Raw genomic sequence first — 14,339 nt, forward strand, 5'->3', positions numbered from 1 at the left:
CAGCTTACTTGACGCCGTCGCGCTCGGCGCGCTTGCGCTCCAGCTTGCGGGCGCGGCGCACGGCGGCGGCCTTTTCACGGGCGCGCTTTTCCGAGGGCTTTTCGTAGTGACGACGCAGCTTCATCTCGCGATACACGCCCTCGCGCTGCAGCTTCTTCTTGAGCGCGCGCAGGGCCTGGTCGACATTGTTGTCGCGAACGATGATTTGCATAAGCCAGTCAATCTCCAGTCAAAAACGGTAAGCCCGCCGGAAAAACCTTTCAGTTCCGACAGGCCAGCCGAAAGCATAAATCCTGATTCGGCGCGGGCGAGGCCCATGCCATGTGGGCGGCGCCCTATCAGCAGAGTCGCGCGATTTCAACCCAAAAGCCGCAAGGGTCGACATGGCGGCCGGATTGGCGGATAAGGGCGGTTATAACAGGACGATATGCAGGAGAGAAGGCCATGGCGACCGCGATCAGGGCGGCGGCGATGAGCGATGCCGAGCGCGACGCGCGGCGACAGCTTGCCGCCTGTTACCGGATATTCGACCATATGGGCTGGTCCGAACTCATCTACAACCACATCACGCTGCGCGTGCCGGGGGAGGAGAACGCCTTTCTCATCAACCCTTTCGGCCTGCATTATAGCGAGGTGACGGCGTCGAACCTGGTGAAGATCGACATTGACGGCCATGTGCTGGACGGGAGCGGCGCGGCGGTCAACCGGGCGGGGTTCGTGCAGCACAGCGTGTTTCATCGCCATGTGCCCGACGCCCATTGCATCATCCACACCCACACGACCGCGGGCATGGCGGTGAGCGCGACGAAAGAGGGGCTGACGCCCACCAATTTCTATGCGGCGGGCTTCATCGGCCGAATCGCCTATCATGATTTCGAAGGGGTGACGGTGCGGCCGGAGGAAGGCGCGCGGCTGATCGAGCATCTGGGCGACAGGCGGGTGATGATGCTGCGCAACCATGGCACGCTGGTGATGGCGGACAGCCTGCCCAAGGCGTTCCTGATGCACTGGATGCTGCAACGCGCTTGCGAGGTGCAGGTGGCGACGGGCGCGGCGGGGACGCCGGTGGCGATCCCGCCCGACGTGATCGCCGTGCACCAGCGCGACCTTTCCGCCGTGCAATTGCCGACGGGGCCGGGCGTGCCGGATTTCGAGGCGATGGTGCGGGTGATCGACCGGCGGGACCGAAGCTGGCGGGATTGAGGGGGGTTAGGGGAGCGGCATCAGTTTGTCGTCGCCGGAATCCTGTCGCCGCATGAGACCCCAGCCTGCGCTGGGGTGACGGTTGGGGGCCGGGGTGACGATTGGGGGGCTGGGGTGACGGTTGGGGGCTAGGGTGACGGTTGGGGACCTGGGGCGACGGCATCCCTTATTTCGTCATGCCGCCTCCCTCGTCATGCCAGCGAAGGCTGGCATCTGCGGCGATCATGCGCGACACAGGAGCCATGGCGCGCGGCGGCTACACCTATTGCATGACCAACAAGGCCAGAGGCGTGCTGTACATCGGCGTCACCGCCGATCTGGCCGCGCGGATCGCCCAGCACCGGGACGGCACGGGATCGGCCTTTTGCCGGAAATATGGGCTGACGCGGCTGGTTCTGGCGGAAGCGCATGAGGACATCACACTCGCGATCGCGCGCGAAAAGGCGCTGAAGGCCTGGAAGCGGGAATGGAAAATCCGGTTGATCGAGGAGAGCAATCCGGACTGGCGCGATATTTCCGACCTCGTCATTTAGCCGCATGGGGCTTGTAATGGCCTGAGACCCCAGCCTGCGCTGGGGTGACGATTGGGGGGCTGGGGTGATGAATGTGGGGGCTTGAGTGATAAATGTGAGGGCGGGGATGATGGCACCCCGCAGTCTCGCTCGTCATGCCAGCGAAGGCTGGCATCTCGGGCCGTGTTGCGCGACAAAGCTGGACCCCGGCTCAGGGCCGGGGCGACGAAGGGGGCGGGTCTAGCCCTCGCCCTCCCCCTCCGGGCGGCCCTTGAAGCCTTGGGCGACGACATACCATTCGACGCTGCCCTTGCGGCTGGCGGGCGGTTTGGCGTGTTTGACGGCGGTGAAATGTTTCTTGAGGACGGCGAGCAGGTCGGCGTCGGTGCCGCCGGCGAACACCTTGGCGACGAAGGCGCCGTTCTTGCGCAGATTTTCGACCGCGAACCAGGCGGCGGCCTCCACCAGGCCCATGGTGCGCAGATGGTCGGTCTGGGCATGGCCGACGGTGTTCGCCGCCATGTCGGAAATGACGAGGTCGGGCGCTTCGCCCAGCGCGTCGCGCAGCATGGCGGGCGCCTTGTCGTCCATGAAGTCCATTTCGAACAGGGTGACGCCGGGGATGGGATCGGTGGGCAGCAGGTCGATGCCGACCACCTGCGCCTTGGGCGCGAGCTTGCGCACCACCTGCGCCCAGCCGCCCGGCGCTACCCCCAGGTCGACGACGGCGCGCGATCCGCGCACGAAATGGAATTTCTCGTCCAGTTCGATGAGCTTGAAGGCGGCGCGGCTGCGCCACCCCTCCGCCTTCGCCTTGCGGACATAGGGGTCGTTGAGGTGGCGTTCAAGCCAGCGGGTGGACTGGGCCGTCCGCCCTTTCGCGCTCTTGACCCGGATCTTGCCGGGGCCCCCGCCCCTCATGAGCGGTCGCGATCCATCAGGCCGCGCAATATGCCTTCGCGAATGCCGCGATCAGCAACGCCCAGACGCTGGGCGGGCCAGATGTCGAGGATGGATTCGAGGATGGCGCAGCCCGCCACCACCAGATCGGCCCGCTCCGCGCCGATGCAGGGCAGTTTCTGCCGTTCGGCAAGCGGCATGGCGGCAAGGCGCGAGGAAATGTCGCGCATCGAGCCGGTGGGGACGATCAGGCCGTCAATCGCCTGCCGGTCATAACGGGGCAGGTCGAGATAGAGGCTGGCGAGCGTCGTCACCGTGCCCGACGTGCCGAGCAGGCGGATGTCGTCGAGGCCGCGCGGCAAGCGGCTGGCCAGCGGCGCAAAGGCGTCGGCCACGCGGGCGCGCATCCGGCCATAGGCGGCCAGCCGCTCCGCCGGGTCGCCATGGTCGAACAATTCGCTTTCGGTGAGCGAGACGACCCCCCACGGCGCGCTGACCCAGTCGACGATGCGCGGGGGCGCGCGGCCGTCCGCCTCCACCAGCACCAGTTCGGTCGAGCCGCCGCCAATGTCGAAGATGAGCGCGGGGCCGTTGCCCGGCTCCAGCAGCGCATGGCAGCCCAGCACGGCGAGCCGCGCCTCTTCCTGCGCGGTGATGATGTCAAGGGCGATGCCGGTTTCGCGGTAGACGCGATCAATGAAATCGGCTCCGTTGCTGGCGCGGCGGCACGCCTCCGTCGCGACCGAGCGGGCGAGGGTGACATGGCGGCGGCGCAGCTTGTCCGCGCAGATGGCGAGCGCGGCGATGGCGCGATCCACGGCCGCGTCGCTGATCCGCCCGGTCGCCGCCAGCCCTTCGCCCAGGCGCACGATGCGGGAAAAGGCGTCGACCACGACGAAGCCGTCAGCCGAAGGCTTGGCGATGAGGAGGCGGCAATTATTGGTGCCCAGATCAATCGCGGCATAGGCGCGGCGGCCGCGCGACAGGGCGGAGGCCGGGACGGAGCCCGACGTTGATAACGCCGCATTGGAGTGCGCCTTCCCCTTGTCCACGCGCCCGCGCGGCCGGGAAGCCCCCTGTTGCTGCGGCGATGGGCGGCTGTGCTGCACCATGGCCCTTTGAACTCGCTTCTTCTTCGCCAGCCCCGGTTTACGCGGCTGGAACTTGGGACCAAGTCTAGGCAGGTCGGGCGCGATACGCAAGACGGGGGGAAGGACGGGGTGGGACACGAAACCGCAGGCTGGAAAAGCTTATGGCTGTGGGGGAGCGTCGTATAGCGGCCCAACGCCCCAGGTCGGCGGAAGATCGAGATCAGCCTGATCACACCATGTAAGGCGTCCGACCTTGTAAGCATCACTCTCGACAAGTTCAAAATGGACTGCCTGCATGGCCAGCATAAGTGCCTGAAGGCCGTCTTCCCCGCACGCATAGCTGCGAACCTCTCGTTCCGGCCATCCAATGGCATAACGGCACTGAAACCAGCCTTCCGGTGCCCTCGATGGCGCGAAAAAGCAGACGATCAACTCACCGCCATCAAGCTCAAACCTGCGTTCCACGAATAGCGTTTCGGTCATCAGCCCTCCTTCATCGCGAACAAGTCTGACATAGGGCTCAGGGAGCGGCAACTTTTATGAGTTCGCGGCTTAGTAAGGCATCAGCGCGGCGGCGATCCAGCGGTCTTCGGCGCGCAGCACGCCCCAGGCGCGGGCGGCGGCGCGGCTGTCCATCACTTCGACGCCGATGTCGCGGGCCTCGAGGGCGCGGACGAGGGCGCGGGGCGGCTGGACAAGGCCAGCGCCCGTGCCGATCAGCAGAAATTCGGGCGGGCGGTCGAGCGCGAACAGGGGCGCAAGCGCCGCTTCGTCCAGCAGGGTCGCGGCGGCAGGCGCATCCCACGCCATGGCGCTTTGCGGGGTGAGCAGCAGCCCGCCGGGGAAAACATCGTCGCGGACGCGAAAGCCATGGCCGGTAAAGCCGGTGACGATGGGCCCCTGCCCGGCGTCGTCGCGGCGCAATTCCATGCCGGTGCGGCGTGGTCCGCCTTCGGACGGTCCGGTCAGGGCTTGGCTCCGTCGGTCGGCCCCATGCGTTCGGCCTGGGCGGCGATGCCCTTGCCCTTCGCCTCGCCCACCGGATGGGGCTTCAGCCCCAAAGTGATGAGCAGCGAGGAGGAGACATAGACCGACGAATAGGTGCCCACGATAATGCCCAGCATCATCGCGGCGGTGAAGCCGCGCAGCACATGGCCGCCAAAGAGCAGCAGCGCGCCCAGCGCCAGCATGATGGTGACCGAGGTCATCACCGTGCGCGGCAGGGTTTCGTTGACCGACAGGTCAATGAGCGCCTTCATGTCCATCTTGCGATATTTGCGCATATTTTCGCGGATGCGGTCGTCGATCACCATCTTGTCGTTGATCGAATAGCCGACGATGGTCAGCACCGCAGCGACGATGTTGAGGTCAAACTCCAGTTGCGTGACGGCGAAGAAGCCCAAAGTCATCAGCACGTCGTGCACGATCGCGACGAAGGTCGACACGCCGAACTGCCATTCGTAGCGGAACCAGGAGAAGACGGCGATGCCGATCACCGCCAGCATCACCGCCAGCACGCCGGTCTGGATGAGTTCGCCCGAAACCTTGCCCGACACGGTGTCGTAGCGGGAGAAGGTGACGCCGGGGAATTGCGCCTCCATGGCGTGGCGGGTCTTTTCAACGACGGCGTTGGCCGCGCCCGCGCCGCCCTGTTCGGGGAGCGGCAGGCGGATCTGAACCGTCTTGTCATCGCCGAACTGTTGCAGCGAGCTTTCGCCGACCTTCAGCGCGGCGATGGTCGAGCGCACCTTGTCGGTTTCCACCGCCTGCGGGAATTTCGCCTCGATCATCAGGCCGCCGACGAAATCGACGCCCATGTTGAGCCCGCGATAGGCGGTCGCGCCAACGGCGAGCACCGTCAGCAGCATGGTCAGCGCAAAGGCCCAGTGCCGGATCGCGACGAACCCGATATTGGTGTTGTCGGGGACGAGTTTGAGAAGTTTCATGGATCAGTCTCCCGCCCGGATCAGATAGTGATGTCGCTCGGCCGCTGCGTGCGCAGCCAGTGCGCGGCGAGCAGGCGGGTGAAGGTGACGGCGGTGTAGACGCTGGTCGCGATGCCGATCAGCAGCACGATGGCGAAGCCCTTGACCGGGCCGGAGCCCAGCGCCAGCATGATGCCGCCCGCGATGGCGTGGGTGACGTTGGCTTCGAAGATGGTGCGGCTCGCTTCCTTGTAGCCGAATTCGATGGCCTGCACGACGCCGCGCCCGCGCCGCCTTTCCTCGCGGATGCGTTCGTAGATCAGGACGTTGGCGTCGACCGCCGTGCCGATGGTCAGCACGAAACCGGCGATGCCCGGCAGGGTGAGCGTGGCGCCCAATATGCCCATGACGCCCAGGATGACGAGCACGTTGATGGCGACGGCGATGTTCGCATAGACGCCGAACCGGCCATAGCTGACGAACATGAAGGTCGCGACCGCGACCACCGCGATGATCGAGGCGAGCAGGCCCGCGCGAATCGAATCGGCGCCAAGGCCCGGCCCGACCGTGCGTTCCTCCACCACGGTCAGATCGACCGGAAGATTGCCCGATCGCAGCGCGATGGCGAGCTGGTTCGCGGTCTCCACGGTGAAGTTGCCGCTGATCTGCGCGCTGCCGCCCAGGATCGGCTCGTTGATGTTCGGGGCGGACAGCACCTTGCCATCCAGGATCATGGCGAAGGGACGGTTGACATTCTGGGTCGTGACCTGCCCGAATTTGCGGCCGCCCGCGCCATTGAAGCGGATGTTGACGACCGGGGCGTTGCTCTGCTGGTCATAGCCCTGGGTCGCGTCGGCCAGTTCCTCGCCCGACACCATGACCTGCCGCTTGACGGCGATCATCGGCACGCCCGACGGATTGTCGGGATAGGGCAGAACCTCGCTGCCCACCGGGGCGCGGCCCTGCGCCACTTCGGCCGGGTTCGCGGTCGTGTCGACCAGCTTGAATTCCAGCTTCGCGGTCTGGCGGAGCAAATCCTTCAGCGCCTTGGGGTCTTGCAGGCCGGGCACCTGCACGACGATGCGGTTGCCGCCCTGCTGCTGGATCGTGGGTTCGCGCGTGCCCATTTCGTCGATGCGCTTGCGGATCACCTCGGTCGCGACTTCCATCGCGCTCTTGACCGCATTGTCGATGCCCGCGCTGGTCGGGGTGACGACGATGGTGGAGCTGTTCACCACCTCGACATTGAAGTCGCGCTGGCCGGTGAGGCCCGCGCCCTGCGTGAGCGGGCGGATGCGCTCGACGGCGGCGTCGACCTGCGCGGGATCGCGCACCATGAAGCTCAATTTGCCGTCGCGCGCGGAAATATCGCCGATGGCGATGCGCGGATCGGCGCGGCGCAATTCGGCGCGGATCTGCTCCTCCATATTGGCGAGCCGCTGCTTCGCGACATCCTGCGTCGACGCCTCCAGCAGCAGGTGGCTGCCGCCCGACAGGTCGAGGCCGAGGTTGACGCGGGTGCGCAGCGATGCCGGCAATTGCTCCACCACCCGGTCGGGCAGGAAGCTGGGCACGGCGCACAATATGCCGATGATGAGCGGCAGCAGGATGAGGATGACGCGCCCGCGCGAAAAGGTGAGCATGGGTGGCCCCGGATCAGTCGTTGGCGGGCTTGGCGACCATCGGGTCGATGACGTCGGTCAGGGTGGACTTGACCGCCTTCACCTTCATACCCGGCGCCAGTTCGATATCGGCATAATGTTCGTCGACGCGCACGACCTTGCCCACCAGGCCGCCGCCGGTGACGACCTGATCGCCCTTCTTCACCGCCTCGATCTTGGCCTTGTGCTCCTTCATCCGCTTCTGCTGGGGGCGGATGAGCAGGAAATAGAACACGATGAAGATCAGGACCAGCGGCATCATCTGCATGATGACGCCCGCATTGGACGTCGTGGCGCCTGCGGCCTGGGCATAGGCGGGGGAAATGAGCATGGAGGAAAATCGCCTTCATTCTGACTGTGCAGAGCGCGCGCAGACGCCCCGGATCAAGGCCGCGCGGCTACCATAGTTGGGGGCGCGGTGGCAACAGCGCAACAAGCCGCATCATCGGCGCTTGCAACTTGGCCATCATCCTTCTATGAGCCGCCCTCCGGTCGGGACGTAGCGCAGCCTGGTAGCGCATCACACTGGGGGTGTGGGGGTCGGAGGTTCGAATCCTCTCGTCCCGACCAAATTATCGAATATTTGCAACGGGTTATGCGGGCAGCGAAAGCTGCCCGTTTCCGTACGTGCTGCGCTGTCTAGCGTATGTGTAGCAACGCCGCTAAACACTGCCCCCTTAGCTATTTGCGCTGAGGCCATCAGTTGCTTATTGCTGCTTCCAACGGTCCTGATGATCGGGGGAAGCAACTACATGATACTGGCAGCGCTACTCTTGGCTGAAACTCTCTCCAAGCCTGCTCCGGCATCGGACCATGTTGCGCCGTCGTCTGTAGTCACACAGAGAGCTTATGCCTCTTATATTGAGTGTTACGCCAAAGAAGCGTTCGATCGACGGCAGAACGATGGTTCCCCTGAATCTCGCATGATAGATGCCAAGGCCGCTTGCCAGGCAGAATACGACGCTGCCCTGGCTGCAATAATCAATGATGCCGATAAGAATGATGAAAGAGCACCAGTTGTAGCCCATGCTCGTGCTAGGCTGGACGAAGCCGATATCCGCATTTTAGAGATGCTGGTCCCAACCCCGCCAACCCGGTTAGCGCAGTTACCGATAAGGGGTATGGTTGGAGACTGGCGTTTAGGAGGCGGTGCGCTAGCCGTTCGTATGACGGTCCGTTACACAGACAAGCCTTCTATCGTCGGGACCCTTGAACCGAACGATACTACGATAACAACGCTGAACGCGAGCGGGCTTAGGTCTTGGGAGATCGTTCCAAACGAACGTGGAAGTGCCATTTTGCAAGCAACCTTTGCTGACGGCAGGGCGACCAAATATGCGCGCATACCATCGTCAGCAGGTGAAATGGATTTCATTAATGCCGCTGATTCTTTGGTCCAGCGATATGATATTTTGTTGGAAGATGGCGAGTTACTCATTCGGTGGGTAGAGAAAGATATGTCAGGTCAATTGCGTTTCCGTCGACAAATGCAAACCGGCTCAGAAATGGCGCCAAAATAGCCAGTTGCGCCAAGCTGCGAGCCAAGCCGGGTTGAGCGCGTCCGTCACCGCGCCATTTCCCATATCCGGTCCCGGCGCCACAGCCCCCAAACCCCTTCATCGTGCCAACGGCGGATGCAGTTCAGCACGACCGGCATGTCCCGGCTGTCAAACTGCCCCGCGTCGATGCCCGCTTGCGTGTCGGCTGCGAAGGCGTCGAACGACCCGTAAGCTGCCTCGAAGGGCGAGCGTGGGGCGATGCGTGCCTGTTCGAGCCGCTGGACGCGGGCAATGCCTGATACAGACTGGATGCAGGCAATGAGGGTGCGCGCCGTGTCTGCGTCCGACTTCCCCTCCGCCACGCCAATCAGGATTTGGTTCGCCTGCTCCGACAAGGGCCGGTCCGGGTCCAACTCGAACGCGACGCGCTCTGCCTGCGGCTTCAATGCTGGTGCGATGCGAGCAAGCGCGATGTTCGCTGCCTGCATGTCTCCCTCCAGCGCCCGGTCAGCGTTTGAAACCGCGCCATCGCTAGAACAGACACGGCTGATGGTCGCGCTCGCGCCATGCTACCATCCACGAGGGTTCGCCGTCAGCGAGCATATGCTTGCTCCCATGTCCCGTCGCGTTCCCATGCCCGCAGGGAAGCGACAACCGCCACCATATCACGCCAATCCCCACCCTACCCAAAAACCGCCGCCTTGCGTAAATGCCCATAGGCTTCGATCACGCTCTGGAGCCGGGTTTCGTGGGTGCGGTCGCCGCCATTGTGGTCGGGGTGATAGCGGCGCAGCAATTCTGTGTAGCGGGTGCGCAGCGCCTTGCGGTCGGCGTCGATGGGCAGGCCCATGATGTCGAGGGCGCGGCGGTCTTCCTTTGACAGGAATTGCCCGTCCTGCCGCATCTGGTTGTCGGCGCGCGCCTTCGCCACCCGTTCGCGGAAGCGCGCGCCGATGGCGTCGATGGGATCGGTGAAGTCCGACCATCTGGGCGGGGGGCTGGCGGCGTTGCTGGAAAAGGCGCGGGTTTCCCTTTCCCACCCGGCATAGGGGCGCTGGGCGGCGGTGATTTCCTCCGCGCTCATGCCGCTGAAGAAATTATAGCCCTGGTTGAATTCCCGCACATGGTCGAGGCAAAGCCAGCGCCAGCGCGGCCCGTCGCGTCCGCCCGTTTCGCCGTCTTGCGGCGGCGCGCGGAATTCGCCCGTTTCGGGACAGCCGGGGACGGCGCAGGGCCGGTCGCTTTCCACGCGGCCGTGGAAACGGTTGAAACGGCGGGTCGAAAAGGGGTCGCTGCTCAATTTTGCCCTGATGCATGATGACGGGGAGCCGCCTATATAGGGGCAATGACACAGCAAACCCAAGGCCCGGTGGCCACCGAAATCGAGGCGCGGCTGCGCGCGGCGCTGACCCCCGAACGCATCGCCGTGATCGACGACAGCGAAAAGCATCGCGGCCATGCGGGCCATGACGGGTCGGGGGAAAGCCATTTCACGGTCGAGATCGTGTCGGCGCGCTTTGCCGGGCAGAGCCGCGTCGCGCGGCAGCGGATGGTGAACGCGGCGCTCGCCGACCTGCTGCGCGAAAAAGTTCATGCGCTGGCCATCCGCGCCCGCGCGCCGGAGGAGGAGGCGGCATGAGCGGCCTCGACGATCTGGTCGTCCAGACGGTTGCGCCCACGACGCACAATCTGGGCGACTTTCGCGTCCATCGCACCCTGCCCGCCAAGGGGCGCACGATGGTCGGCCCGTTCATCTTCTTCGATCAGGCGGGGCCCGCCCTGCTGGAGCCGGACAAGGGCATCGACGTGCGCCCGCACCCGCACATCAACCTCGCCACCGTCACATATATGTATGAAGGCGCGTTCCTGCACCGCGATTCGCTGGGCAGCCAGCAGTTGATCGAACCGGGCGCGGTCAACCTGATGACGGCGGGCAAGGGCATCGTCCATTCCGAACGATCCCCCGCCGACGAGCGGGCGCGCAAGTCGAAACTGTCCGCCATCCAGACCTGGATCGCGCTGCCCGACGGGCGGGAGGAGATGGACCCGGCGTTCGAGCATGTGCCCGCCGAGGCGCTGCCCATCGTCGAATCGGGCGCGGCGCGGGCGCGCGTCATCATGGGGTCGCTGTGGGGGGCGAGCGCGCCGGTCACCACCTATGCCCAGACCATCTATGCCGACATCCAGTTGATGCCCGGCGGCGACATTCCCATCGATGCGGAGGCGGAAGAGCGCGCCATTTACGTGTCGGGCGGCGACGCGGCCATCGACGGGCTGATGCTGCAACCCCAGCAGCTTTATGTGCTGCGCCCCGGCGTGCGCGCCACATTGTCCAGCGTCGATGGCGGCCGGGTGGTGCTGTGCGGGGGCGAGGCCTTCGCCACCCCGCGCCATGTGTGGTGGAACTTCGTGTCCTCCTCCACCGACCGGCTGATGCAGGCGCGCGAGGATTGGGAGGCGATGCGCTTCCCGCTGATCCCCGGCGACGATCAGGAGTTTATCCCGATCCCGCAGGGGCGGCCCAAGACGATTTCCTGGCCCTGATGCGCGTCGGCCTGCTGGGCGGATCGTTCAACCCCGCCCATGGCGGGCACCGCGCCATATCGCTGTTCGCCATGCGCGCGCTGGCGCTGGACGAGGTGTGGTGGCTGGTGTCGCAGGGCAATCCGCTCAAAGCCCGCGCGGGCATGGCCCCGCTCTCCGCCCGGCTTGCCGAGGCGCAACGGGTCGCCCGCCGCGCGCCCATCCGCCCGACCGCGATCGAGGCGCGTCTGGGCACGCGCTATACGGTCGACACGCTGCGCGCGCTGACCCGGTGCTATCCGCGCAACCGCTTCATCTGGCTGATGGGATCGGACAATCTGGCCCAGTTCAGCCAGTGGCGGAACTGGCGCGGGATCGCCCGGCAAATGCCCATTGCCGTGATCGCCCGTCCGGGTTATGATAGCGACGCCCGTGGCTCATCGGCCATGAGCTGGCTGCGGCGCTTCGTCCGGCCCGCGCGCCAGAGTGCAGACTGGACGGATTGGAGACCGCCGGCGCTTGTGCTTTTGCGCTTTCGCCCTGATCCAAGATCGGCGACCCTGCTTCGGCAGGCGGACCCCCTCTGGCATCGCGAATTTAGTGAAACGCGTGTGCGCGATCCGCTCACGCGCCGGATGACTGTCTAGAATGGAGCTTTTTTGACCAGACCCCAGCCCGCCAACGACACGGCCCATGCGGCCGAATCCGTTGCCGCCCTGCACGCCCTTGTCCTTCAGTCTCTCGACGACGACCAGGCGCAGGAAACCATCACCATCCCCCTTGAAGGCAAGAGCAGCATCGCCGATCATATGGTGATCGCGAGCGGCCGTTCGTCGCGCCAGGTCGCGTCGATGGCGCAGAAGCTGGCCGAGCGGATCAAGCAGGCCACCGGCCGTTCGGCCCGGATCGAAGGGCTGCCGGTCGCCGACTGGGTGCTGATCGACGCGGGCGACGTGATCGTCCACCTGTTCCGGCCGGAAGTGCGCAGCTTCTACAATCTGGAACGCATGTGGGGCTTTGTCGACGCGCCGGTCGCCGGAACCGCCTGAACGCGGGGTCCCGCCCAGACTCGTCATGTTGAACTTGTTTCAGCATCCAGTTCGCCGCAGGCGCCCTGCTCTCGACGGCGCGATGTCGCAGGCCGGGCGCGTCAACGGCATGACCTTTGCCTCGGGCACGATGGATGCTGAAACAAGTTCAGCATGACGGATGTTTTGCCATGCTCCTCCACATCATCGCGCGCGGAAAGATCGGCCGGTCGCCCGAAGCCGATCTGGTGGACCGCTATGTGAAGCGGCTCACCATGCCCTGTCGCATCACCGAATTGCCTGACCGGGGCGGCAAGTTGCCGCCCGCCGCGCCGGGGACCGTCACCGTGATGCTGGATGAAAAGGGGCGACAGCTTTCCTCCATGGATTTCGCCCGCCGGATCGAGGGCTGGCGCGACGCGGGGACGCGCGAATGCCGTTTCCTGATCGGCGCGGCCGACGGCTTCGACGATGAACAGCGGGCCGGCGCCGACCTGCTGATCGCGTTCGGCGCGATGACATGGCCGCACATGATGGCGCGCGCGATGCTGGCCGAACAATTGTGGCGCGCCTGCTCCATCCTTGCCAACCACCCCTATCATCGCGAAGGATAGGGGCGAACCATCCGGGGACGGGGCAAACGGGGACGGGCGAGCGCGTGAGGCGGGGCATCATCATGGCGGGCATGGCGGTCGCGCTGGCGGCCGTGGCGGCGACGCGCCTGCCCGCGGCCGACGACGGCGCGATCATCCTGCCCGGCACGGCGGGCACCACCATGGCGCAGGAGCAGGCGGCGCTGAAGGAAGCCCGGCGACAGGCGCGCGAGGCGCGCGAGCGGGCCGAACGGCTGGACCAGCAGGCGGGGCTGGCCGGGCAGGAGGCCGAACGCGCCCGCCGACAGGCCGCCGCCATGGCCGCGCGCATCCAGGAATCGGAGGCCGACATTCAGGCGGCGCAGGCGCGCGTCGCCATCGTCACCCGCCTGCAACGCGCGCAGGCGGCGCGGCTGGCCGAGAGGCAGGAGCCGGTGGTGCGCCTGACCGCCGCACTGCAATCCATGGCGCGCCGTCCGCTGGCGCTGGCGCTGGCGCAGCCCGGCACGATGAGCGACGCCATCCATATGCGCGCGGTGCTGGCCAGCGTGCTGCCGGTGATCCGCGCGCGCACCGCCGGGTTGCGCGCGGAACTGGCGAAGAGCCGGGAACTGCGCGCCACCGCGCAACAGGCCGCCCGGTCCTTGACCGACAGTCGCGACGAGCTGGCGCGGCGACAGGCGGCGCTGCGCGATCTGGAGACGCGCAAGCGGGTCGCCGCCCGCGACCTTCAATCCGGGTCCGCGCTGGAGGGGGAACGCGCGCTGGCGCTGGGGGAGAAGGCGCGCGACATCACCGACCTGATGGGGCGGCTGGAGGACGCCGGGCGCATCCGCGACGCGCTCGCCGCCCTGCCCGGCCCGACGCCGCGCCCGCCGCGCCCCGACCAGGCGGCGATGCCCGCCGAGGGCCAGCCGCGCGCCGCCGCCGGGCCGCCGCCCTATCGCCTGCCCGTGGTCGGCCAACTGGTGACCGGCCTTGGCGAAATATCGGGCAGCGGGGTGCGATCGCGCGGGCTGACGCTGGCGACGCAGGGCGGGGCGCAGGTGGTGGCGCCAACCGCCGGGCGCATCGGTTTTGCCGGGCCCTATCGCGGCTATGGCCAGATCATCATCATCGACCATGGCCAAGGCTGGACGACGCTCATCACCGGGCTGCATCGGCTGTCGGTGGCGGTCGGCGACAGCGTGCGGCAGGGCGATCCCATCGCCGTCACCGGCCCCGGTCAGCCGCAGATCACCGTCGAACTGCGCCGCAACGGCAGGCCGGTGGACATCGTGCCGCTGGTGGGGATGGGGTAAGGGCGCGGGCCATGAAAATCCCGCTTTCCAACGGCGCGGCTTGGGGATAATTACAGCCGCAAATATCTCGGGCCGCATCCTCCGCAACAGCCCGGGGCAGCGG

General features: G+C 66.1%; 19 protein-coding genes and 1 tRNA gene. 10 read left to right on the top strand and 10 right to left on the bottom strand.

Features of this window, described 5'->3' with window-relative positions:
* Positions 1 to 4 precede the first annotated feature (4 nt).
* Positions 5 to 211, bottom strand: a complete 207-nt coding sequence (gene rpsU / locus GGR44_RS08605) for a 30S ribosomal protein S21 (RefSeq protein ID WP_183955150.1) — start codon at positions 209 to 211, stop codon at positions 5 to 7.
* 233 nt (positions 212 to 444) lie between these two features.
* On the opposite strand from rpsU, the gene GGR44_RS08610 reads away from it, so the two are divergent.
* Both GGR44_RS08610 and GGR44_RS08615 read left to right on the top strand, forming a co-directional pair.
* Positions 445 to 1,203: a class II aldolase/adducin family protein gene (locus tag GGR44_RS08610; protein ID WP_183955151.1), complete on the top strand. Its 759-nt coding sequence runs from the start codon at positions 445 to 447 to the stop codon at positions 1,201 to 1,203.
* Positions 1,204 to 1,445: 242 nt separating this feature from the next.
* Complete coding sequence (locus tag GGR44_RS08615; protein ID WP_183955281.1) at positions 1,446 to 1,736, top strand: GIY-YIG nuclease family protein; 291 nt, start codon at positions 1,446 to 1,448, stop codon at positions 1,734 to 1,736.
* Positions 1,737 to 1,955: 219 nt separating this feature from the next.
* Here the strand turns inward: GGR44_RS08615 and GGR44_RS08620 are convergent, their stop codons facing one another.
* The 7 genes from GGR44_RS08620 to yajC form a co-directional block, all read right to left on the bottom strand.
* Entirely contained in the window at positions 1,956 to 2,636 is a 681-nt protein-coding gene (locus tag GGR44_RS08620) for an RlmE family RNA methyltransferase (protein ID WP_183955152.1), read from the bottom strand.
* Complete coding sequence (locus GGR44_RS08625) at positions 2,633 to 3,667, bottom strand: Ppx/GppA phosphatase family protein (RefSeq protein WP_425511307.1); 1,035 nt, start codon at positions 3,665 to 3,667, stop codon at positions 2,633 to 2,635. The genes GGR44_RS08620 and GGR44_RS08625 overlap by 4 nt, the downstream gene beginning before the upstream one ends.
* A gap of 198 nt (positions 3,668 to 3,865) precedes the next feature.
* Positions 3,866 to 4,189, bottom strand: coding sequence for a DUF6968 family protein (locus tag GGR44_RS08630; RefSeq protein ID WP_183955154.1), 324 nt, complete (start codon positions 4,187 to 4,189; stop codon positions 3,866 to 3,868).
* Positions 4,190 to 4,258: 69 nt separating this feature from the next.
* Positions 4,259 to 4,636: an Mth938-like domain-containing protein gene (locus GGR44_RS08635; protein WP_183955155.1), complete on the bottom strand. Its 378-nt coding sequence runs from the start codon at positions 4,634 to 4,636 to the stop codon at positions 4,259 to 4,261.
* A 35-nt stretch (positions 4,637 to 4,671) separates the two neighbouring features.
* Positions 4,672 to 5,652, bottom strand: coding sequence for a protein translocase subunit SecF (secF, locus tag GGR44_RS08640; RefSeq protein ID WP_183955156.1), 981 nt, complete (start codon positions 5,650 to 5,652; stop codon positions 4,672 to 4,674).
* Positions 5,653 to 5,672: 20 nt separating this feature from the next.
* The gene (gene secD, locus GGR44_RS08645) at positions 5,673 to 7,274 is read right to left on the bottom strand and encodes a protein translocase subunit SecD (RefSeq protein WP_183955157.1); all 1,602 of its coding nucleotides are present in this window, start codon (positions 7,272 to 7,274) and stop codon (positions 5,673 to 5,675) included.
* Between the two features lie 13 nt (positions 7,275 to 7,287).
* The gene (gene yajC, locus GGR44_RS08650; protein WP_183955158.1) at positions 7,288 to 7,623 is read right to left on the bottom strand and encodes a preprotein translocase subunit YajC; all 336 of its coding nucleotides are present in this window, start codon (positions 7,621 to 7,623) and stop codon (positions 7,288 to 7,290) included.
* A 162-nt stretch (positions 7,624 to 7,785) separates the two neighbouring features.
* On the opposite strand from yajC, the gene GGR44_RS08655 reads away from it, so the two are divergent.
* Both GGR44_RS08655 and GGR44_RS08660 read left to right on the top strand, forming a co-directional pair.
* A tRNA-Pro gene (locus GGR44_RS08655) sits at positions 7,786 to 7,862 on the top strand.
* Positions 7,863 to 8,215: 353 nt separating this feature from the next.
* Positions 8,216 to 8,812 carry a hypothetical protein gene (locus GGR44_RS08660; RefSeq protein WP_183955159.1) on the top strand — a complete coding sequence of 199 codons (597 nt, stop codon included), beginning with the start codon at positions 8,216 to 8,218 and terminating at the stop codon, positions 8,810 to 8,812.
* Positions 8,813 to 8,856: 44 nt separating this feature from the next.
* Here the strand turns inward: GGR44_RS08660 and GGR44_RS08665 are convergent, their stop codons facing one another.
* Together GGR44_RS08665 and GGR44_RS08670 are read right to left on the bottom strand one after the other, a co-directional pair.
* Positions 8,857 to 9,279: a hypothetical protein gene (locus GGR44_RS08665; RefSeq protein ID WP_183955160.1), complete on the bottom strand. Its 423-nt coding sequence runs from the start codon at positions 9,277 to 9,279 to the stop codon at positions 8,857 to 8,859.
* Between the two features lie 194 nt (positions 9,280 to 9,473).
* Positions 9,474 to 10,091, bottom strand: coding sequence for a J domain-containing protein (locus GGR44_RS08670; protein WP_183955161.1), 618 nt, complete (start codon positions 10,089 to 10,091; stop codon positions 9,474 to 9,476).
* A gap of 45 nt (positions 10,092 to 10,136) precedes the next feature.
* Between GGR44_RS08670 and GGR44_RS08675 the strand changes: the two genes are divergently transcribed.
* From GGR44_RS08675 to GGR44_RS08700, 6 genes are all read left to right on the top strand, one after another.
* Positions 10,137 to 10,430, top strand: coding sequence for a BolA family protein (locus tag GGR44_RS08675; RefSeq protein ID WP_183955162.1), 294 nt, complete (start codon positions 10,137 to 10,139; stop codon positions 10,428 to 10,430).
* Positions 10,427 to 11,335, top strand: coding sequence for a pirin family protein (locus GGR44_RS08680; RefSeq protein ID WP_183955163.1), 909 nt, complete (start codon positions 10,427 to 10,429; stop codon positions 11,333 to 11,335). Before GGR44_RS08675 ends, GGR44_RS08680 begins: the two co-directional genes overlap by 4 nt.
* Positions 11,332 to 11,961 carry a nicotinate-nucleotide adenylyltransferase gene (locus GGR44_RS08685; RefSeq protein WP_183955282.1) on the top strand — a complete coding sequence of 210 codons (630 nt, stop codon included), beginning with the start codon at positions 11,332 to 11,334 and terminating at the stop codon, positions 11,959 to 11,961. The genes GGR44_RS08680 and GGR44_RS08685 overlap by 4 nt, the downstream gene beginning before the upstream one ends.
* 12 nt (positions 11,962 to 11,973) lie before the next feature.
* Entirely contained in the window at positions 11,974 to 12,363 is a 390-nt protein-coding gene (gene rsfS / locus GGR44_RS08690; protein ID WP_183955164.1) for a ribosome silencing factor, read from the top strand.
* Between the two features lie 170 nt (positions 12,364 to 12,533).
* A complete protein-coding gene (locus tag GGR44_RS08695) occupies positions 12,534 to 12,956 on the top strand; it encodes a 23S rRNA (pseudouridine(1915)-N(3))-methyltransferase RlmH (protein ID WP_183955283.1) in 423 nt (140 codons plus the stop codon).
* A 44-nt stretch (positions 12,957 to 13,000) separates the two neighbouring features.
* Positions 13,001 to 14,236, top strand: a complete 1,236-nt coding sequence (locus GGR44_RS08700) for a murein hydrolase activator EnvC family protein (protein ID WP_343052315.1) — start codon at positions 13,001 to 13,003, stop codon at positions 14,234 to 14,236.
* Positions 14,237 to 14,339: the final 103 nt, after the last annotated feature.

Source organism: Sphingobium fontiphilum (assembly GCF_014196635.1).
Lineage (GTDB): Bacteria > Pseudomonadota > Alphaproteobacteria > Sphingomonadales > Sphingomonadaceae > Sphingobium > Sphingobium fontiphilum.